The 21198-nt window shown below is 37.9% G+C and carries 23 protein-coding genes, 1 other RNA gene and 1 other annotated feature; of the genes, 17 read left to right on the top strand and 7 right to left on the bottom strand.

What is annotated here, in order from left to right:
• Positions 1–253: 253 nt before the first annotated feature.
• The 9 genes from nusG (at position 254) to rplL (ending at position 7454) form a co-directional block, all read left to right on the top strand.
• The gene (gene nusG, locus CBG10_RS00690; protein WP_003666296.1) at positions 254–796 is read left to right on the top strand and encodes a transcription termination/antitermination protein NusG; all 543 of its coding nucleotides are present in this window, start codon (positions 254–256) and stop codon (positions 794–796) included.
• 129 nt (positions 797–925) lie between these two features.
• Positions 926–1351, top strand: a complete 426-nt coding sequence (gene rplK / locus CBG10_RS00695) for a 50S ribosomal protein L11 (protein ID WP_003666299.1) — start codon at positions 926–928, stop codon at positions 1349–1351.
• A gap of 91 nt (positions 1352–1442) precedes the next feature.
• A complete protein-coding gene (rplA, locus tag CBG10_RS00700) occupies positions 1443–2135 on the top strand; it encodes a 50S ribosomal protein L1 (protein ID WP_003666300.1) in 693 nt (230 codons plus the stop codon).
• 175 nt (positions 2136–2310) lie between these two features.
• On the top strand, positions 2311–3504 hold the full coding sequence (locus tag CBG10_RS00705; protein WP_003666302.1) for an aminotransferase-like domain-containing protein: 1194 nt from the start codon (positions 2311–2313) through the stop codon (positions 3502–3504).
• A gap of 256 nt (positions 3505–3760) precedes the next feature.
• On the top strand, positions 3761–3895 hold the full coding sequence (locus CBG10_RS11645; RefSeq protein WP_257525234.1) for a hypothetical protein: 135 nt from the start codon (positions 3761–3763) through the stop codon (positions 3893–3895).
• Positions 3896–4209: 314 nt separating this feature from the next.
• Positions 4210–5190, top strand: a complete 981-nt coding sequence (locus CBG10_RS00710; RefSeq protein ID WP_263851429.1) for a glycosyltransferase family 2 protein — start codon at positions 4210–4212, stop codon at positions 5188–5190.
• 16 nt (positions 5191–5206) lie between these two features.
• Positions 5207–6328 carry a non-hydrolyzing UDP-N-acetylglucosamine 2-epimerase gene (gene wecB, locus CBG10_RS00715; RefSeq protein WP_094511341.1) on the top strand — a complete coding sequence of 374 codons (1122 nt, stop codon included), beginning with the start codon at positions 5207–5209 and terminating at the stop codon, positions 6326–6328.
• 46 nt (positions 6329–6374) lie between these two features.
• Positions 6375–6493: a sequence feature (ribosomal protein L10 leader region), on the top strand.
• A 32-nt stretch (positions 6494–6525) separates the two neighbouring features.
• Positions 6526–7026 (top strand): 50S ribosomal protein L10, encoded by a 501-nt coding sequence (gene rplJ, locus CBG10_RS00720; RefSeq protein ID WP_003666309.1) that lies wholly within the window; start codon positions 6526–6528, stop codon positions 7024–7026.
• A gap of 62 nt (positions 7027–7088) precedes the next feature.
• Positions 7089–7454: a 50S ribosomal protein L7/L12 gene (gene rplL / locus CBG10_RS00725; protein WP_003666310.1), complete on the top strand. Its 366-nt coding sequence runs from the start codon at positions 7089–7091 to the stop codon at positions 7452–7454.
• A gap of 185 nt (positions 7455–7639) precedes the next feature.
• On the opposite strand, the gene CBG10_RS00730 is transcribed toward rplL, so the two are convergent.
• The 3 genes from CBG10_RS00730 to mscL form a co-directional block, all read right to left on the bottom strand.
• A complete protein-coding gene (locus CBG10_RS00730; protein ID WP_094502073.1) occupies positions 7640–7924 on the bottom strand; it encodes a hypothetical protein in 285 nt (94 codons plus the stop codon).
• A gap of 128 nt (positions 7925–8052) precedes the next feature.
• Complete coding sequence (locus CBG10_RS00735) at positions 8053–8283, bottom strand: hypothetical protein (protein WP_094511343.1); 231 nt, start codon at positions 8281–8283, stop codon at positions 8053–8055.
• 133 nt (positions 8284–8416) lie between these two features.
• Positions 8417–8788 carry a large-conductance mechanosensitive channel protein MscL gene (gene mscL / locus CBG10_RS00740; RefSeq protein WP_003666313.1) on the bottom strand — a complete coding sequence of 124 codons (372 nt, stop codon included), beginning with the start codon at positions 8786–8788 and terminating at the stop codon, positions 8417–8419.
• 190 nt (positions 8789–8978) lie between these two features.
• Here mscL and CBG10_RS00745 point away from each other — a divergent pair, with 190 nt between their 5' ends.
• The 3 genes from CBG10_RS00745 to CBG10_RS00755 are packed head-to-tail and all read left to right on the top strand — an operon-like array spanning position 8979 to position 10671.
• Entirely contained in the window at positions 8979–9311 is a 333-nt protein-coding gene (locus CBG10_RS00745) for a PadR family transcriptional regulator (protein WP_003666314.1), read from the top strand.
• Positions 9304–9915 carry a DUF1700 domain-containing protein gene (locus tag CBG10_RS00750; protein WP_003676338.1) on the top strand — a complete coding sequence of 204 codons (612 nt, stop codon included), beginning with the start codon at positions 9304–9306 and terminating at the stop codon, positions 9913–9915. Before CBG10_RS00745 ends, CBG10_RS00750 begins: the two co-directional genes overlap by 8 nt.
• On the top strand, positions 9916–10671 hold the full coding sequence (locus tag CBG10_RS00755) for a DUF4097 family beta strand repeat-containing protein (RefSeq protein ID WP_094502071.1): 756 nt from the start codon (positions 9916–9918) through the stop codon (positions 10669–10671). It begins immediately after the preceding gene.
• 99 nt (positions 10672–10770) lie between these two features.
• Here CBG10_RS00755 and adhE read toward each other — a convergent pair whose 3' ends face one another.
• From adhE to nrdH, 4 genes are all read right to left on the bottom strand, one after another.
• Positions 10771–13407: a bifunctional acetaldehyde-CoA/alcohol dehydrogenase gene (gene adhE, locus CBG10_RS00760; RefSeq protein WP_094507826.1), complete on the bottom strand. Its 2637-nt coding sequence runs from the start codon at positions 13405–13407 to the stop codon at positions 10771–10773.
• Between the two features lie 352 nt (positions 13408–13759).
• Complete coding sequence (gene nrdF, locus CBG10_RS00765; protein ID WP_094502067.1) at positions 13760–14779, bottom strand: class 1b ribonucleoside-diphosphate reductase subunit beta; 1020 nt, start codon at positions 14777–14779, stop codon at positions 13760–13762.
• Positions 14780–14893: 114 nt separating this feature from the next.
• Complete coding sequence (gene nrdE, locus CBG10_RS00770) at positions 14894–17065, bottom strand: class 1b ribonucleoside-diphosphate reductase subunit alpha (protein WP_094502065.1); 2172 nt, start codon at positions 17063–17065, stop codon at positions 14894–14896.
• Between the two features lie 99 nt (positions 17066–17164).
• On the bottom strand, positions 17165–17386 hold the full coding sequence (gene nrdH, locus CBG10_RS00775; RefSeq protein WP_003666324.1) for a glutaredoxin-like protein NrdH: 222 nt from the start codon (positions 17384–17386) through the stop codon (positions 17165–17167).
• Between the two features lie 256 nt (positions 17387–17642).
• Here nrdH and tadA point away from each other — a divergent pair, with 256 nt between their 5' ends.
• The 5 genes from tadA (at position 17643) to recR (ending at position 21198) form a co-directional block, all read left to right on the top strand.
• A complete protein-coding gene (tadA, locus tag CBG10_RS00780; RefSeq protein WP_094511345.1) occupies positions 17643–18155 on the top strand; it encodes a tRNA adenosine(34) deaminase TadA in 513 nt (170 codons plus the stop codon).
• A gap of 35 nt (positions 18156–18190) precedes the next feature.
• Positions 18191–18288: signal recognition particle sRNA small type (gene ffs, locus CBG10_RS00785), an RNA gene on the top strand.
• Between the two features lie 139 nt (positions 18289–18427).
• Positions 18428–20263 carry a DNA polymerase III subunit gamma/tau gene (gene dnaX, locus CBG10_RS00790; RefSeq protein ID WP_094511347.1) on the top strand — a complete coding sequence of 612 codons (1836 nt, stop codon included), beginning with the start codon at positions 18428–18430 and terminating at the stop codon, positions 20261–20263.
• A gap of 20 nt (positions 20264–20283) precedes the next feature.
• Entirely contained in the window at positions 20284–20592 is a 309-nt protein-coding gene (locus tag CBG10_RS00795; RefSeq protein ID WP_035160796.1) for a YbaB/EbfC family nucleoid-associated protein, read from the top strand.
• A 3-nt stretch (positions 20593–20595) separates the two neighbouring features.
• Positions 20596–21198, top strand: coding sequence for a recombination mediator RecR (gene recR, locus CBG10_RS00800; RefSeq protein ID WP_179225404.1), 603 nt, complete (start codon positions 20596–20598; stop codon positions 21196–21198).

The raw sequence follows: 21198 nt of genomic DNA on the forward strand, positions 1-21198 counted from the left end.
AATTGGAGCAGTACAAGGAATAATTCCGATTAACACGGCCACAAGTAGACCAATGGGACAACTTTTTAAGGCACTAACCCACTAAAACTGTATATTTAAAGGCTACCTATGAAAACTTGACAGATACCTTTGTTTAACATTAGTAGTCAAATAGAAATTAGTTTGTTATACTAAATTTAAGGGAACTTCGTAGCTATTACGAAGTTTTTTATTTTACTGAAAAATGATTTGAATTATGATAGGAGGATTCATCGTGGAATCACATGAAAAACGTTGGTATGTGCTCCATACCTACTCTGGTTACGAAAACCGGGTTAAGAGCAACTTGGAATCACGGGCTCAATCAATGGGAATGGAAGACTACATTTTTCGCGTAGTTGTTCCTGAAGAAGAAGTTCGCCAGGTTAAGGACGGTCAAGCAAAAGAAACAATTGAAAAGACATTCCCAGGATATGTTTTAGTTGAAATGGTAATGACTGATCAAGCTTGGTACATTGCTCGTAATACTCCCGGTGTAACTGGTTTCTTAGGATCTCACGGTGGTGGTTCCAAACCAACCCCATTGCTTCCTGAAGAAGTTGATCGGATTATGAAACGGATGGGAACTGAAACAACCGTTAGTGATATTGATGTTAAGGAAGGCGATACTGTGAAAGTTATTGCGGGCTCCTTTGCAAATATGACTGCCAAGGTTGTAGAGGTTGATCACGAAAAGCAAAAGATTAAGGCAACCGTTGAAATGTTCGGCCGTGAAACTGCTGCTGAATTAGGCTTCGACCAGATTGATACATTTTAGTTAGTAAAAATCATTGAAATAAATTGAGAATTGTGGTATGTTTTCTAAGTATGCTATTAACATACTGTGGGAGAGGTAAAACTTACTGCCTCATCATGACCACAACACGGACTAAGGAGGTTTTGTCTCGTGGCAAAGAAAGTAGCTAACATTGTCAAGTTGCAAATTCCTGCCGGTGCCGCTACACCAGCTCCACCAGTAGGTCCTGCACTTGGACAAGCAGGTATTAACATTATGGGCTTCACTAAGGAATTCAACGCACGGACTGCAGACCAAAAGGGTATGTTGATCCCAGTTGTAATTACTGTATATGAGGACCGTTCATTCGACTTCATTACTAAGACGCCACCTGCTGCTGTCTTACTAAAGAAGGCCGCTGGTGTTGAACATGGTTCCGGTGAACCTAACACAAACAAGGTTGCTTCAGTAACGAAGGACCAAGTTAAGGAAATCGCTGAAACTAAGATGCAAGATCTAAACGCAGCTGACGTAGAAGCAGCTATGCGCATGATTGAAGGTACTGCTCGTAGCATGGGCTTCACTGTTGAAGACTAATTACTAGCAGTCGGGATGCACTATGAAAATAGTGCACCCACGTGGGAGGTATAACTCCGCTAGACCACATTTGCAAGGAGGAAAACACAAGATGGCTAAAAAACGTGGTAAGAAGTACCAAGACGCGCTCAAGAAAGTTGACAGCAAGAAAGAATACGCTGTTAAAGACGCTGTCCAATTAGTAAAAGATATTGCCTACGCTAACTTCGACTCTACTATCGAAGTAGCATTTAACTTAAATGTTGACACAAAGCAAGCTGACCAACAATTACGTGGTGCCGTTGTTTTACCAAACGGTACTGGTAAGGATCAAACAGTTATTGTTTTCGCTAATGGTGAAAATGCTAAGGCTGCTCAAGAAGCTGGTGCTGACTTTGTTGGCGACGATGATTTAGTAGAAAAGATTCAAGACGGTTGGCTTGACTTTGATGTTGCAATCGCAACACCAGACATGATGCCTAAAGTAGGTCGTTTAGGACGTGTCCTTGGACCTAAGGGCTTAATGCCAAACCCTAAGACTGGTACTGTTACGATGGACGTAGCCAAGGCTGTTTCTGATGCCAAGGCTGGTCAAGTAACTTACCGGACTGACCGTGATGGTAACGTTGCTGTACCATTCGGTAAGGTTTCATTTGATACTGACAAGTTAGTTGAAAACTTGGCTACTTTAGAAGATATTGTGGCTAAGGCTCGTCCAGCTTCAGTACGTGGAACATACATCAAGCACGCTTCCATTTCTTCAACGTTTGGACCAAGTGTTACGCTTGATTTAACTACATTTTAATTTGAATTAATTAAAATTAACAAGACTTTGAGATTTTTGCTCAAAGTCTTTTTTTGTTTCAATTTTTACTTCACAATAGAGATTTGTTGTGCTATATTATTAATCAATGATAAAAAGATTAAAAAATAATTAGATTTTATCATTTGAGTTTAAAATTAATTAAGGAGTGACGACAATGACACAATTTAAATATTCAAAGCGTGTTCCAGCAGATGGTACGGATGCGGTTGGTGCAATTTTACAAGCAGCGGCGGATCCTAAAATTATTTCATTTGCTGGGGGATTGCCGGCACCCGAATTGTTTCCTGTTAAAGAAATGAAAGCTGCTGTTGATAAGGTTTTTGAAGAACATGGTCAAGAAGCGATGCAGTATGGGGCAGCGAAGGGAGTCACAGCTTTACGTGAGGTTATCCAACAACATGTAAAGGAAAAGGAAGATGTGGATTCCAAATTAGACAATGTTTTAGTAACAACGGGATCAGAACAAGCCTTAGATTTAGTGGGCAAGGCATTTGTTGACCCGGGTGATACTGTATTAGTTGAACAGCCAACGTACCTCTGTGCTTTAGATGTTTTTCGTTCTTACGGTGCTAATTTTGCGAGTGTTGAGATGGATGAAGATGGGATGAAGATGGATGCTTTAGAAGAAGCACTAAAGGCTAATCCAAATACCAAACTCATCTATACTGTGCCAAACTTCCAAAATCCAACTGGACGGACAATGACTGAAGAACGACGAAAGCAGTTAGCTGAATTAGCAGAAAAATATGATGTATATGTACTAGAAGATAATCCATATGGTGAAATTCGTTTTGCTGGCCAACATGTACCAGCAGTTAAGTCATTTGATAAATCAGGTCATGTCCTTTACATGAGTACATTTTCAAAGACGTTAGCCCCAGGATTTCGTTTAGGATGGTTGGTTGCTGATAAAAATGTAGTTAATAAATTGACGGTTCTTAAGCAATCAGCTGATCTCCATACAGATAACTTAGCTCAATTCGCGGTTGCCCAATTCTTTGCCGATAACGATGTGGATGCCCATGTTAAAGAAATTAGTGCTTTATACGGCAAACGTAAAGATTTGATGCTTGAGGGAATTAAAAAGTATTTCCCAGAAGGAGTTAAATATACGGATCCTGAAGGTGGCATGTTCTTGTGGGTAGAAGTTCCTGGTGTTGATGATACAGTAGAGTTATTTAAGGAATGTCTTGAACATGATGTAGCCTTTGTTCCAGGTGATCCGTTCTTTGCTGGTGAAGTTCAACCTGGTGCTTTCCGTTTGAACTATTCAAATATGAAAGAAGACCAGATCGAAGTTGGTTTGAAACGTTTAGGAGCGGCCTTAACAGCTGCAGTTAATAAGTAATTATTTCAGCCATTAATAAATACAATCCTAATAAAAAACAAAATTAAATGATTGTGAGACTATGGAGCATTTTCCGTAGTCTCTTTTTTATTACCGAAAATGAATTGTGTTAATAAACTTCCTCTGTACTTTGAGTTAATTGTGATTATAATTATATTAATTGCTGAAAAGTTTTAAATATTCGGGTTTCTGGCTATCTAATTGGGATAGGAATAAGCATTATCAAAAATTTTTAAGGGAAAAGGAGTTTTTGATAATGTCAATGATAGATTTCACTAATACAGAAATGGCAGTAGCCGTTATCTTTACTTTAATAATAATGTTTGTAGCATCTTTTGTAACTAGTCTCTTATTTTGGCTGATTTACCACCAAAATATGAAAAAGGGATAATTATAGATGGTAATTATAGTTTTTACGCTTATTTGGGGGATCGCGCTGTTTATATTTTTATTTTATTCGTTGATTAGTCTCTTATTTCGGGTAATTTCATATCCTCGGGACTTTTATCACTTTGCAGGGAACCAGCAACCAGCAAAAATTGACCGTGATTTACAATATTATGTCATTGTCCCATGCTTTAATGAAGCAGCAGTTATTCAACGAACAATCAAATGCTTGTTGGGATTTAAGCAATTTAAAATAGTGGTAGTAGTGACGATTCAGTTAGTCAGATTAAGCAGATTACTAACTCACGGGTCCATCTTTTGCGTCGGTATACTCCTAATGCCCATACAGGTAAGGGCGACGTATTAAATTTTGCCCTGGATTATATCTGTCAGAGCGCTATTCGTCAGCAGGTTCCTTTTGAAAAGGTTATTGTTGGCGTAGTGGATGCAGATGCCCAATTAGCTGATAATGCCCTGCAGCGATTAAATGCCTATTTTTCCTCACCAAGGACGAATATTACCCAAATGCGAGTTAAAATGTATCCACATTTTAAAAATTGGTTGCAGATTTTACAAGATATTGAGTTTTTTAGTATTAATCATATGGCCCAAATTATGCGAATGTATACTAAAACAGTTGGTTTAAGTGGAAATGGCCAGTTTTTCCGACTTGCACCAATTATTGATAAAATTGGTGCGCATCCATGGGGCAATGCGCTCTTAGATGACTACGAATTAACGATAAAAATGATGTTGAAAAAATTGCATGTTGATTATATGACAGATACGTATGTTTACCCGGAAGCATTAACGTCTCCAAAAAGGTTTATTCGGCAACGAAGCCGGTGGGTACAAGGCGATTTAAATTGTCTTAAGTATCTTCCCCAGATTATTAAAAGTCGCATTTTAAGCAGGACGCAGAAACTTGGCATATATTATTTCCTGTTTCAACCATGGCTCAATTTTCTTGCGGATGTTGCGATTATTATTTTAACGACGATTACCCTTACTCATTGGCACGATCTTTATGGTCACTTGACTCTTATGACCTTTTCATTAATGATGGTTGGCTTAATAGCTTTTTCGTTATTTTGGGGAATAATATTTGGGATATTTTACTACCATGATTTAGTCGTCTATCATGAACCTCCTTTAAAAAAGCACCAATTGGCCTTATTACCGCTTGGAATTTCCTATATGTATGTTATCTTATTTTTTAGCATTATAATGGCTTATTGGCGGTGGAGTTTTCGCCAAAATTCGTGGATAAAAACGGAACATGGAAAAAACGTTTCTTGAATAGCGAGGAGATATGATGAGAAAGGTAAAAGTAATGACGGTATTTGGAACTCGGCCAGAGGGAATTAAAATGGGTCCAGTGGTCAAGGCTCTGGAGCATGATGATCGCTTTTCATCAATAGTTGTTTCAACTGGTCAGCATGCTGAAATGCTTCAACAGGTTTTAGCTGTTTTTCAAATAACCCCTGATTATGATTTAAAAATAATGCGTCCTGGACAAACATTGACGAAAATTACAATTAAAACGATGACAAAGCTTGAGCCGATCATTCAAAAAGAGCAACCGGATATTGTGCTGGTTCATGGCGATACTAGTTCTGCCTACGCATCAGCTTTGGTTGCCTTTTATAATCAGGTTGCTATTGGTCATGTCGAAGCTGGTTTGCGAACATGGGATAAATATTCGCCTTATCCAGAAGAGATGAACCGGCAAATGATTGATGATCTTGCTGATTTATATTTCGCTCCCACCCAAACAAGTGCTAACAATCTCAAAATGGGAAATCATCTGCATGGAATTATAGTGACGGAAAATACTGCCATCGATGCTTTGCGGTATACGATTGATCATTCGTATCATCACCAAGTATTAGACGAAATTGATCCCGACAAGAAGATTATTTTACTTACTATGCATCGGCGAGAAAATTGGGGTAAACCGATGGAAGAAACCTTTAAGGCGATTAAAGAGATTGTGGATCAACGGAATGATATTGACATTATTTACCCGGTTCATCTGAATCCTAAAGTTCAAGCGGTTGCTAATAAAATTTTTGAAAACGATAATCATTTTCATTTGATTTCGCCATTAGATGTTGTTGATTTCCATAACATTATGAGTAAGTCTTTACTTGTGATGAGTGACTCGGGCGGGGTTCAAGAGGAAGCACCAGCACTTCATAAACCAGTTCTAGTTTTGCGTGATACTACAGAGCGGCCGGAAGGGATAACTGCTGGAACTCTTAAATTGATTGGGACGCAATTTAATAATGTAACGAAAGAGTTATCGTCCCTATTAAATAGTCCTGAAGAATATAATAAGATGAGTGAAGCACAGAATCCTTATGGGGATGGGCATGCAAGCGAACGAATTTTAGATGCTATTGCTAAATGGGTAGCAACTCAAAAAGAATTATAAAAAGTCCCTTTACAGAACTTCAGAGAATATGTTAAACTGTAACAGTTGATTAAATATGACTCTGCCTAAGACTCAGGTGGCGAAAGCCTTAATCGAATGCCTGCCGAGGAAGAAATGAAAGTTCCTTCTCTATGTCTGCGGTCATAGGGATTTTTTTATAAATCCGATCAAAAAAACATTGCAGGAGGTGAAAATTCATGAGTGAAGCAGCTATTGCTAAGAAAGCTGAAATCGTTAAGCAAACTACTGATATGCTTAATGCAGCTCAAAGTGCTATCGTTGTAGATTACCGTGGTTTAACTGTTGCGGAAGTTACTGACTTACGTAAGCAACTTCGTGATGCTGGTATCCAAATGTCAGTTATTAAGAACAAGATTCTTGATCGTGCTGTTGAAGGTACTGACTACGAAGATCTTCGTTCTACTTTTGTTGGACCAACTGCTGTTGCCTTCTCTGACGAAGACCCAATTGCTCCAGCTAAGATCTTGAAGAAGTTCGCTGATGACCACGACGCTCTTGAAATCAAGGGTGGTTTCATCGAAAAGAGTGTTAAGACTCTTGACGAAATCAACGAATACGCAAATATGCCAGGTCGCGAAGAACTGTTGTCAATGCTTGCATCTGCATTGCAAGATCCAATGCGGAAGATTGCTCGCGCAGTCAAGGCTATTGCCGACAAGGAAGACGAAGCCGCATAATTGCTGTATATCAATACAATATAAAATTAAAATTAATTACCTAAATATTGGAGGAAATAAACATGGCTTTTGATAAGGATGCTATCATTGCTTCATTAAAGGAAGCATCAATCTCTGACCTTAACGACTTAGTTAAGGCTATCGAAGAAGAATTCGACGTTTCTGCTGCTGCTCCAGTTGCAGTTGCAGGTGCTGCTGGTGGCGATGCTGCTGCTAAGGACAGCTTCACTGTAGAATTAACTGAACCAGGTTCAGCTAAGGTTAAGGTTATTAAGGCTGTTAAGGACATTACTGGTCTGGGCCTTAAGGACGCTAAGGACCTTGTTGATGGTGCTCCATCAGCTATCAAGGAAGACGTTAAGGAAGACGAAGCTAACGACATCAAGGAAAAACTTGAAGCCGCTGGTGCTACTGTTACCCTTAAGTAGTCTTAAATTATTAAATAAAAAAGAGTTACGAGAAGTAATTTTTCGTAACTCTTTTTTTGTTTGGGTTCCATATAAGATATTCCTTTATAATACGAAAATAGCCCCTACTATTTAATAATGAGGAGCTATTTTATAATGTGTGCAAAAAATCTTAAAAATAAGAAAGTTCAAAAAGGTCAATAGTACTACTTTGCAGGGTGAGTAGTACTATCGTCACTTGTGCGGTAACCAAAGTAGAATTGAATAGCGGCGATCGCAATGTTAACCCAGTTCATAGCAATAAACCAACCGTTGATTGCGCTTGCATCGTGTGATACACCATAATAAACCCAGAAACCGATAATAATTGCACAAACATTGATCCAAGCGAAAGTCTTTTGTAGTATTTGATTATTAAGTTGGAACCACATCCAAATAACATTAATAACAAACCAAATAGCTAAGATCCAAAAAATAACATTAAATAACATGAGATATCCCTCCTTAGGGCCTAGGTAAACGGTAATAAACGCGGAACTGATGAATAGCAACATTCGAAAAAAAGTATTACACGGTGTGGTTAGCAATTGAAGTTATTTACAATAATTGGCAATGCTTACTATTTTTGGGAAAGTTGTTGCTTGGCATCTTCATATCCGTCAACATAGTCACGAATAGCATGCATCTTACCTTTAATAAACTTATTGGTGACATTAATAATGCGTTGTGGATACTTCCGGAAAGGTTCTAGTGCCTTATAATCCTTAACTGCCTGATCATAACCTTTTTGGTATGCGTTTGTTGCATTTTTTTGGCTATTTGACGTAGGACAATTTTTCTTTTTAAACATAATCATCACCTCTTTTGTTGTCCTACCATAATAGTAACAAGTATATAAATTCAATTCCAATAATAAGGTATAAAAATAAAAATATTATACAATAATAAAAATGCTGATTAAAAACTTTTAACCAGCATTTTTATTATTCTTTATTCTTTTTTAGAAGTTCAGCAATTTCTTTGAGATACATAACTTCTTCACTTGGAGTCTCTGTTTTTTTGTCTTCTTTTTTGCGGAAAGTGTTGATTGCCTTTACCATTAAGAAAACGACAAAGGAAATAATTAGGAAATTAATGACCGCATTAAGAAAACTTCCGTATTTAAACTGAGCGTCGCCGACTGTCAAGACAAGGTTAGATAAGTCAATTCGACCAATAAATAGGCCAATAAGGGGGTTGATAAGGTTATTAACTAATGATTTTACGATTGATGTAAAAGCTGCACCGACAATTATCCCAACTGCCATGTCAATAACGTTACCGCGGGCAATGAATGTTTTGAATTCTTTTAACATAAAATAGGCCTCCTTCTAGCTCTAGAGGGGAACAACTTCAATTATGATTATATCAAACAGAATTAAATGCTTAGGGCTTTTATGAGATGACATAAGGAGATTTAATTTATTTTTAAATAATACTTGTATACTATATCCAACTATTATATTATATTCCATATAATATTACTGATTAAAAAGGAGGGATAGAATGAAGATTCAAATTACAGCAGACTTACTCGATGGGATGGTCTTAGCAATTCTTGAACACAAAGATTATTATGGGTATGCCCTAACCCAGCGAATGCAATCAGCTATTACCATTTCCGAATCAACAATGTATCCTGTTTTACGCCGGTTAAAGAAAGATGGCTATTTAACAACTTATGATCAGCCTTATCAGGGACGCAATCGCCGTTATTATCAAATTACAGAGGCCGGCAAGGAACACTTACAACGTATTCGTAAGTTATGGAATGATTATAAAAATAGTTTAGATGGTATTTTTTATGGGTTAGGTGAGGGAGAAGATAAAGATGAATGAACGTCAAAAATACATCAATGATTTATCAATATATTTAAGACAATTGACTGATGAAGAACGAAATGATGCCTTAGAATTTTATGATGAGTATATTGCAGATGCTGGACTAGAAACCCGAACAGCAATTGAGGAAAGGTTAGGCACACCACGACAGTTAAGCCATAAGATATTAGCCGATTATTCAATTAAAGCGAATAATGAGTCAATCAAAGAAGGACACCCTGCTTCGCCTCATTCTAGTTGGCGCGTATTTTGGTGGGTACTAGTAGCGATTATTACATCACCGATAACTTTTGGACTAGGAATTGCCTTACTAGCACTACTATTGGCAGCCGGGGGAGTCGCCTTAAGTTTGATTGTTGGAATAGTTGCTTTAATCTTTGGGGTTGCTGCCATAGCGATCGTATCTATTTATATTGGAATTGGTTTAATTGCAACAAACTTGTTTAGCGGACTATTTTATTTTGGCTTAGGAGTGACCCTCATCGGCTTATTCCTTGTTTGTTTACCTTTAATTTACTGGTTAATCAGAGTTATTGTTCAAGGGATTGCAAATTTTGCTAAATTCATTTATGCAAAAGTGCAGGCAAGGAGGAAAAAGTAAATGAAAAAAACGTTTAAGGTAGGATTAATTGTTTTAATCTTAGGAGTAATTCTCCTTGGAATAGGCTTCTTTAATAATGGTAACAAGGCTGTTTATTTTGAGAACAATCGTCCAGCAATTTTTCATTCTCACACTAAAACGATAAGTACTAATAAAGCTTTTGAACGGATTGATATATCAGCATCGACGGCTAATGTAGTAGTTCATGAAGGCAAGAATTATCAGATTACTTATTCTGGCATTAGTAAGCACTCTCCGGCCGTAACTGTTCATAATAACGTTGCTTCAATTCGCCAAACTGGTGGCTTTCCGCTTGTCTTTAACTTTAATGATTATCAGCCCCACCAAGATTTAATCATTGTGACTATCCCGCATGATCAAGCCTTAGCTGGGCGCATTCATTTAGAAAGTGGTGATCTAACAGCTTCTAAAGTTAAAATGGACAATATTGATGTTAATAGTGGCGCAGGCGAGGTTGAATATCGTCAAGTTACATTACGCGGTGGAAGTACAAAACTTTCGTCGGGTAACTTTACAGGACATAATTTAATAGTTCAAGGACACTATACTGTTAATAATCAGTCTGGTGATAATACAATCACAAACACGACTGTCGATGGTTATTTCCTAAAGACTGATGCAGGTGATAATGAGCTTAACGGTGAAGATAAAGGTGAAGAATCATTGCATCAAAATGATGATGCAGAAAATGTGCTCCGCTTAATAACGCAATCTGGTGATAATGAAGTAAATTAAGTAGACTAAGATCAATAAAAGCCCCTCGACATCTAGGTAGTTAGATATCAAGGGGCTTTTTAATAGGAGAAAAGTCTTAATTTTTAATTATGCGCTGGATTATTTTTCTTCAACGCCAGTACCATCGTAGCAACGTTCAAGTAATTCCTTTAGTTGACTTACGAGTGGCTCAACTGGGTTAGTAGTAGTACATTGATCTTCGTAGGCGAGAACGGCAAGCTTGTCGACAACCTTGTCAAACTCTTCGCGACTAACCCCATTAGCCTTTAAGCTTAACTTAACACCACATTGGTGAGCAACTTCGATGTACTTCTTAGCATATGCTTCAGCGAGTTCTTCATCAGTATCACCTTTAAGACCGATAAAGCGAGCAATGTCAGCGTAGTCCTTAGTTGCATGGTAAGTTTCGTAGTGTGGCCAAAGAGCAAGCTTTTGTGGCCGTTTAGCGTTAAAGCGAATTACTTGTGGCATTGCGATTGCGATCAGTAAACCGTGAGGAAGGCCGAATGCTCCCCCCATCTTGTGGGCAAGGGAGTGGTTAATTCCTAAGAAGGCTTGACCAAATGCCATTCCGGCCATTGTTGAGAAGTCGTGCATCTTCCGTCGGGCAAGCTTGTCACCCTGAACAGACTTAGGAAGGTATTCCATTGCTCCCTTGATTGTTTGTAGTGACCAACCACGAGTGTAATCAGTTGCCATAACTGAAACATATGATTCAGTGGCGTGGCAGAGAACGTCTAAACCCGTGTAAGCAGTAGTCTTTGGTGGGACTGTTTCAACAAATTGGGAGTCAACAATCGCAATATTTGGTGTAAGTGCATAGTCAGCAAGTGGGTATTTAACATGAGTCTTGGAATCAGTGATAACCGCGAATGGGGTAACTTCTGAACCAGTACCAGACGTAGTAGGAATACCGATAAGTTGTGACTTAGTAGGCTTCTTGATTTGGTAAGCACGCTTACGGATATCAAGGTACTTTTGCATAACACCGTACCATGATGTTTCTGGGTGCTCATAGAACATCCACATTGCCTTGGCAGCATCCATTGGTGAACCACCACCGAGGGCAATAATTGTGTCCGGCTTGAAATCGTTCATCATGGCAACACCTTTTTCAACGGTGTTTGTTGATGGGTCTTCTTCAACATCATCAAATACTAAGAAGGCAGTGTCATTTTGCCGTTGACGTAATTGATCAATGACGCGTTGAACGTAACCCCGTTTGCTCATTCCTGGACCGGTAACGATGAATGCCCGGTTAATGTTTGGGATATCTTGCAATTCTTTTAGTGAGTTGCGTTGAAAGTATACTTTTGGGGGGATCTTAACCCATTGACGATTTTCACGCCGCTTAGCAATTGTTTTGATGTTTAAGAGGTCCCAATCAGTAACGTTGTGTGAAATGGAGTTACCACCATATGAGCCTGTACCTAAAGTAAGGGATGGGGTCATATTGTTGTAGATATTACCAATACCACCAATACCAGATGGGGAGTTAACGATAATCCGGGAAGCACGCATCTCAAGACCGTACTTAGTAGCTAAGTCATCATCAAGGGTGTGGATGGCAGCAGTATGTCCTTCACCACCGTAGTGTAATAATTGGGCACAGATGTCAAAGGCGTTTTCGTGAGAAGTTGCCTTGTACATTGTCAATACTGGTGAAAGTTTTTCGGCTGAAAGTGGGTACTTGTCACCAACACCTTCATATTCAGCAATAATCACCTTAGTATTTTCAGGAATTTTAATTCCACACATATCAGCGATGGCATTGGCAGAACGACCAGCAATTGGACCACGAACTTGGTGACGGTCTGGATCAATAAAGCCATCAGTAAACTTATCAATTTCATCAGGCTTTAAGAAGTAACAGTTCCACTTCTTAAATTCTTCCTTAACCTTATCGTAAATTTCTTCATCAACAACAATTGAGTTCTCAGTAGCACAAATCATTCCGTTATCAAATGTTTTGGAAAGAACGATGTCGTAAACTGACCGTTCAATGTTAGCAGTCTTTTCAATGTAGGCTGGACCGTTACCAGGACCAACACCAAGGGCAGGATTACCGGAACTGTAAGCAGCTTTAACAAGGGATGGACCACCAGTTGCAAGAATAGTAGCAGTCTTTGGGTGTTGCAATAATGCAGTGGTGTTTTCCCGAGTACTTTCAGGAAGCCATTGAATCATGTTCTTTGGGGCTCCCGCTTTTTCAGCTGCTTCTTGGAGAATTTTAGCAGTCTTAATGGATGATTTCATGGCTTGACGGTGGAAAGAGAAGATAATTGTATTCCGCGTCTTAGCACTAATAATTGATTTGAAAATGGTAGTTGAAGTAGGGTTAGTAACTGGAACAATTCCAGCAATGATACCAAGAGGATCAGCAATCGTGATTGTTTGGTCTTCGTCATTATCCTTGATAATACCAACAGTCTTGTCATGACGGATGTTGTTCCAAATATATTCACTTGCGTAGATGTTTTTAATTGCCTTATCTTCGGCAACACCACGACCTGTTTCTTCAGCAGCATCGACTGCTAGGTCCATGTGGTGTTCTTCAGCAGCAAGTGCCATTGCTTGACAAATTTTGTCGACTTGTTCCTGTGAGTAATAACGTAATTGTTCAAAAGCAGCTTCACTTTTGGCAATTAAGTCATCAACTAAGTTTTGCGCATTTTGCTTTTTTTCTTCTTCAGTTAATACGTTCTTTTCAACTTGTTTTTTGTTGTTAGCGGGCATAATTGAAATCTCCTTTTTCAATTCTTTTCTTTGTTAACCTTTGAACATGTATAATATTACTACGTTTTTTTGCTTTGTAAATACTTTTGTGAAAGTTTAAACAATGGTTGATTTTTTGAATTCGCTTACAACGTTGTCTTTATAATACTTATATAGTAAGAAAAAACATTGGTATTATTTTTAAGGCTAAGAGGTAATAGATTCGATAACCATCATCGATTGAAATGTATTTCACAAAATGAATATAAAGTATAATATATTGATTGAATTTAGATAGTTATTAAATTAACTAATCGCTGGAAGATTATTGTTGAGAATAATAAAAAAGCCACCAAAAAAGGTGACTTTTTTATTAATCGCGGGCATTGAGATCTTTACCTGCATTTGGATCTTTAACGTCATAATCGCTATCATTCATTGCCTCAACGGCTCCCATACGATATCCATTACCGACTTGGCTAAAAAAATCATGATTTGAAGTTGAAGTAGAGATACCATTCATAACAACAGGGTTAACGTCAGAAGCAGTATCAGGGAATAATGGGTCTTGACCAAGGTTCATCAAAGCCTTATTAGCGTTATAACGAATGAAAGTCAAAACATCATCTGTCCAACCAACTTGATCGTAAAGGAGATGAGTATATTTTTCTTCATTATCATATAGTTCATAAAGGAAATTATACATCCAATCCTTCATATCTTGTTGTTGTTTTTCCGTTCGATCACGCAATCCGACTTGGAATTTGTATCCAATATATGTCCCGTGAACTGATTCATCCCGTAAAATTAGCTTAATGATTTCGGCCACGTTATTTAACTTATTGTGACCAAGATAATAAAGGGGAGTGTAGAAACCAGAATAGAATAAGAAAGTTTCAAGGAAAACGTTGGCTACTTTCTTTTTTAGTGGATCTTGACTTGGATCAAGATACATATTTGCAATTTTGACAGCCTTGTTTTGCAAATATTCTTCAGTATCGGACCATTCAAAGATTTCTTTGATTTGATCTGGGGTATTAAGAGTAGAGAAAATAGTTGAGTAACTTTTAGCGTGAACTGATTCCATAAATTGGATGTTGTTAAGAACAGCTGTTTCATGAGGAGTTTTAACATCTTCTTTAAGGGCAGTTAATCCTGCTTCTGATTGGACAGTATCTAGAAGGGTTAGACCACCAAAAACATGTCCGACAGTCCATTGATGATCATCATCTAATTCACGCCAATCATCCATATCATTGGCAACAGGAATCCGGGTATCAAGCCAGAACTGTTCTGTTAGCTTTTCCCAGGTAGCTTTATCGATCATGTCGGAAACTTCATTCCAGTTGATTGCTTTATATTGATTTACAGGTTTAAATTCTTCCAGTTTCATTGATTGAGCTCCTCCAAATACGTTGCTTTTAATAAATTAAGATACCAAAAGCCATTTGTATACATAATAACAAGTTTACCAGCGCCCAACGTTTAAATCAAATTCTGATTAGGCTTAGATAACACAGCTTTCACATTGGTTTGCGCCAATTTCACCGCTATCATCAGTAAATGTTCGAATGTAGTAAATTGACTTGATACCGCGTTTGTAGGCATAGTGCCGTAAGATATTTAAATCACGGGTAGTCATTTTATCTGTACGTCCATTCTTCCATTCATAAAGGCCTGCAGGAATTGTTGATCGCATAAAGAGGGTCATTGAAAGGGATTGATCGATGTGCTGTTGTGCAGCTGCATATGTATCAATGACCTTTCGCATATCCATATCGTAAGCTGAACGATAGTAGGGCATTGTATCGTTTGAAAGGTATGGAGCAGGATAATAAATTTTACCGATCATCTTTTCCTGCCGTTCTTCAACACGATTAATGATTGGATGCAGACTAGCAGTTGAGTCATTAATGTAAGAAGTTGAACCATTTGGCGCTACAGCAAGACGATATTGATTATAAAGACCGTCTTTCATCACCTTTTCTTTCAATTTCTTCCAATCTTCAATTCCAGGGATAAAAATACCTTCAAAAAGGCCTTTAACAACATCAGATTGTGGGCCCCAATCCTTAGTGACATATTTTTCAAAATAAGAACCATCCGCATATTTACTATTCTCAAAATCATGGAAAGTTTCCTGTCGCTCTTTGGCAATTTCATTTGATGCCACCAATGACCAATAGTTTAAAAGCATAAAGTAAACACCTGTAAATTCAATTGCAACCGGACTTCCGTATTGAATATGGTGCTTAGCGAGATAGCTATGCAATCCCATTGCCCCCAAACCAACTGAATGGGCAAGCCGATTTCCGTTTTGAATAGTTGGAACAACATCTAGGTCTTCTACGTCACTGATTCGGGTTAGTCCCCGCATCATTGCCTTAATTGATTTACCGAAGTCAGGGCTTTCCATCATGTTAGCAATATTGGTTGAACCAAGATTACAACTGATATCAATTCCCATTTCTGAGTATGATTGATCATCATTTACACGAGCTGGTACTTGTACTTGAGCAATCTCTGAACATAAATTACTCATCACGATTTTTCCATTAATCGGATTATCCCGGTTTTCTGTATCAATGTTGATAATGTAAGGATAGCCTGATTCTTGTTGGAGTTTGCTGATTTCATCTTCTAAGTCACGGGCATTAACTTTCTTCTTGCGAATATCATCGTTTGCCACTAAATTATCGTATTCTTTTGTGATATCGACATAGGAGAATGGCATCCCATATACTCGTTCAATATCATAGGGACTAAACAAGTACATATCAGCATTTTGTTCTACTAATTCATAAAACTTATCAGGAACCGTAATGCCTAGTGAAAGGGTCTTTAAACGAATCTTTTCATCAGCGTTCTCCTTTTTAGCCCCTAAGAATTCAATAATATCTGGATGGAAGACGCTTAGGTAAACAACTCCAGCTCCCTGTCGCTGTCCAAGCTGATTAGAATAGGAAAAACTATCTTCTAAGAGCTTCATTACAGGAACAACTCCACTAGCAGCACCTTGAATTTTCTTGATTGGTGCGCCGGCTTCACGAAGGTTGCTTAAATTGATTCCAACACCACCACCAATTTTAGAAAGTTGGAGGGCTGAATTGATTGTTCGGCCAATGGTGTTCATGTCGTCCGTTGTTTGAATCGCAAAGCAAGAAACAAATTCTCCTCGACGTTTACGTCCAACATTGAGGAAGGTTGGGGTCGCGGGTTGATAACGTTGGTGGATGATTTCATCAGCAAGTTGCATTGCTAACTCTTCATCACCATTAGCGAGGTAAAGAGCATTCATTGCGACCCGATCGATATAGTTTTCAAGGTAGTACTCTTTATCATTTGTTCGTAAGGCATATTGAGCATAAAACTTATAAGCAGCCATAAAAGAATGGAAGTGGAAGTTTTGTGCTTTTAAATATTCGTAAAGCTTTTCAATGAATGCTTCACTATATTTATTCATAAATCCTTCTTCAATATAATCATTTTCTTCTAACCATTGAAAACGTTCCTTTAATGAAGAAAAGTTTTTGGTATTTGGCTCAACATTATTTTTGATAAAGTCTTCTAAAGCCAATTTATCTTTATCTAGTTGAATTTGTCCGTTTTTAGGGATATTTACTTCGTTGTTATAATCGTAATATTTAACTTTGGTCATATCGATATCGGATAACGCCATTTTAATAACTCACTTTCTGAATAAATTTGATTATGTCAATAAAGAAGCCAGCGCACCAATAGCGAATTGATGCCTGGCAAAATATTAGTTTATTTAAACTTAGGCAAGTTGGTTTAATTGATCAGGACGAAAGCCAGAAAAAGCTTGACCGTTAGGAAGCTTTACAACTGGAGTCGCCATAAAACCCTCTGACTTAAGTTGCGATATGTATTCTGGTTGTTCATCGATGTTGTGTTCAATAAATGAAATTTTGTGCTGTTCAAGGAAACGTTTTGTCATTTTGCATTGGATACAATTATTTTTTGAAAATACAGTTACCATCTTCACGAGGCCTCCTAAACGATTAGTCGATGTTTTCTAGTATAACGGTGAATCAGAAAAAATCAATTAAAAAACACTATATTTCGTGCTTGCGGAATAGTGAAACACAATATATAGTACTTGAACTGGCGATTGACATCTGTGAAACTTTTTTTGATAAAATGCCTAAGCAGGTGATTAATAAAATTAATTTGAAAAACCAGTCTATTATTATACACTTAAAAGCAGGGTAATTTTAAGTAATTGGAGAAAAAGAATGAAAAAAAATAATTCATCATTATCTGAACAACAAAAGTTTATGAAGATGGCGATTGCAGAAGCAAAACAAGCCAGAATTTTAGATGAAGTACCAATTGGTGCGATTGTTGTCCACGATGGACAGGTAATTGGATGTGGTCATAATATGCGTGAAAAGTTTCAAGATGTTACCTATCATGCAGAAATGCTTGCAATTATGGAAGCATGCACAAATTTAGGGAGCTGGCGCTTAGAAGATTGCGACTTATATGTTACGTTAGAACCGTGTATTATGTGTAGCGGTGCCATTATCAATGCACGGATAAAAAATGTTTATTATGGTGCCACTGATCCGAAAGCAGGGGCAGTTAATAGCTTATACCATTTACTAAGTGATTCACGTTTAAATCATCAGGTTAATGTTCATTCTGGTATTTTAGAGGATGAGTGTAGCCAAATGTTAAAAAACTTTTTCCGTGAAATTCGCCGTCGTCGGAAAGAGGCCCGAAGAAAAAATAAGACTAACCTCTAGTAATTTAAAGAAAAATAGTGTATCATACTATTTGCCGTAAGGCCTTAGAGCAAGGGCATGCTTACGAACCGTGTCAGGTCTGGAAGGAAGCAGCACTAAGTATGATATGCCTTGTGCTCTAAGTTTTATTGATAATTAAGCTGACTCGTAATAATTTGTTGCGGGTCTTTTTTATTTTAAAATTTTAATTAAAATGTATTTTAACTACTTTATATGCTTAATTCCTTGTATAATATTTTATAGTATTTTAAATTCAGAAAGGGAGTCTAGCGATGAGTTATCAGGCATTATATCGTGTCTGGCGACCACAGCGATTCGATGATCTTGTCGGTCAACAGATTGTTACAAGAACCCTAAAAAACGCCATTATCACTCACCAGATAAGCCATGCATACTTGTTCGCTGGTCCACGTGGTACTGGTAAAACCTCAGCAGCGAAGATTTTTGCTAAAGCGGTTAATTGTCATCACTCCAAGGATGGCGAACCATGCAATGAGTGTGAGATTTGTAAAGCAATTACGAACGGGCAATTAAATGATGTAATTGAAATCGATGCGGCTTCTAATAATGGGGTTGAAGAGATTCGTGATATTCGGGATAAGGCAAAATATGCCCCTACCCAAGCGGATTACAAGGTCTATATAATTGATGAAGTTCACATGCTTTCAACAGGGGCCTTTAATGCATTACTAAAGACGCTTGAAGAACCACCAGCCAATGTGATTTTTATTCTTGCAACTACGGAACCCCATAAAATTCCTTTAACAATTATTTCGCGAGTTCAACGATTTGATTTTCGACGAATTTCAGCAGAAGATGCATTTAATCGAATGAAATATATCCTTGATCAAAAGGAAGTTACTTATGATGAAAAAGCATTATGGGTAATTGCAAATGCTGCTGAAGGAGGGATGCGGGATGCATTGAGTATCCTTGACCAGGTTCTTTCTTTCAGTGATAATGAGGTAAAGTTGGACGATGCTTTATTAGTTACAGGAAGTGTTACTAAACAGTTATTAAAGAAGTACTTTATAGAAATTAGTAAACATGAAGGGGCGACTGCTCTTGATACTATGAAGGATATTTTAGATGAAGGAAAAGACGGTCAGCGGTTCATTGAGGACTTGATTTCCTTTATTCGTGATATTCTGTTGTACCAAGAATCACCAAGCTTGATTAGTGTTGAAAGTACAGGACTAAAGCAGGAAGACTTTGAAGAAATAGTCCAACTTGCTTCTTCAGCGACCTTATACCGAATGATCGATGAACTAAATAATATTCAAGAAGAGATGCGTTTTACGACCCATCCAGATGTGTATTTGGAAGTTCTCACAATAAAACTTGCACAAATCGAACCACAAAAGAATATTCAATCGACACCAGCAGTTTCTGCGGATACAAGTACTGAAGCTACTAAGACGATTGAAAAATTACAACAAGAGATTCAGCAATTGCAACAAACAGTAAAACAGTTGCAGAATACGCCGATAAAGGCTAGTCGACCATCACCTCGTCAGCATAATGAGCAGCCGCGAGTACAACAAAAGAAAGTGCAGGTTAATCTCAATAAGATTTACCCAGTATTAGAAAATGCGACTCGTCAAGATTTAATAAATGTTCGTGAGTTATGGGGAGATATGTTGAACCTATTGTCGGTGCCGCAACGGTCCTTACTTCACGTTTCACAACCGGTTGCCGCTAGTGCCGTGGGAATAATTGTTGCTTTTGATTATCCGTTCTTATTCCAGCAAGCCGCTGATGATACAACGTTGTTAAAGAATATGGAAAGTGCTTTGCAACGTTTAAATGGGAATGAACGGCAAGTTGTTTTTGTACCTAAGGATAAGTGGCCAAAAATTCGGCAAGATTTTATTAAAGATCATGGTTTTAGTAAGAATCAGCAAAAGCCGCAGCCTACTAAACAAAAGCCACAAACTACTGAAGGAAGCGGGCAAACTCCTGTGGTCACACCAGCACCAATGGAAGAACCACTGCTACCACCAGAAGATGAAGCACCGACTGAGGAAACGTTACCTCAAGAAGATAACCAAGTAGCAACAGCACAGAAGTTATTTGGTAGTGATATTGTTAAAGTAGAAGATAATTAAGAAAAAGGATGGATGATATTATGATGCGTGGAATGAATATGCAACAAATGATGAAGCAAGCTAAGGCAATGCAAAAGAAAATGATGGCTGAACATGAAGAACTTGCTAAACAGGAATTTGTTGGAAAAGCACCAGATGATATGGTAACTGCTAAGTTTAGCGGGGATAATCAATTAATTGACTTAAAGATTAAGCCAGAAGCAGTTGATCCAGATGATATTGATATGCTTCAGGACTTGGTAATTGCTGCTGTGAAAGACGGAATGAAACAAGTTAATGATGCTACTCAACAAAAGCTTGGTAAATATACGCAAGGTATGGGGTTGTAAAAAGTGATCCAATATCCAGAACCATTAGCAAAATTAATTGAAAGCTATACTAAATTGCCAGGAATTGGGCAAAAGACTGCAACTCGCCTGGCGTTCTATACTTTGAGTATGCAAGAAGACGATGTAACAAACTTTGCTAAATCCCTTCTGTCTGCTAAAAGGGACCTTCATAACTGTAGTATTTGTGGCAATATTACTGAAGACGACCCTTGTCCAATTTGTCGCGATAAGACCCGTGATCATTCGCAAATTCTAGTTATTGAGCAGTCACAAGACGTTATGGCAATGGAACGGATGCATGAATACCATGGCTTATACCATGTCCTTCATGGAGTTATTTCTCCAGTTGCAGGAACCGGCCCAGAAGATATTAATATTACAAGTTTACTTAAACGACTAAAGAAAGATGATGAAATAAAGGAAATTATTATTGCAACGAATGCTTCATCTGATGGTGAGTTGACTGCCGGTTACCTCGCTAAGCTAATTAAGCCTGCGGGAATTAAAGTTACTCGGTTGGCGCATGGGTTATCAGTTGGCGCTGATATTGACTATGCTGATGAGATGACATTATTCAAAGCAGTGCAAGGGCGAACGGAGATGTAA

This window comes from Limosilactobacillus reuteri (assembly GCF_002254085.1).
Classification (GTDB): Bacteria; Bacillota; Bacilli; order Lactobacillales; family Lactobacillaceae; genus Limosilactobacillus; species Limosilactobacillus reuteri_K.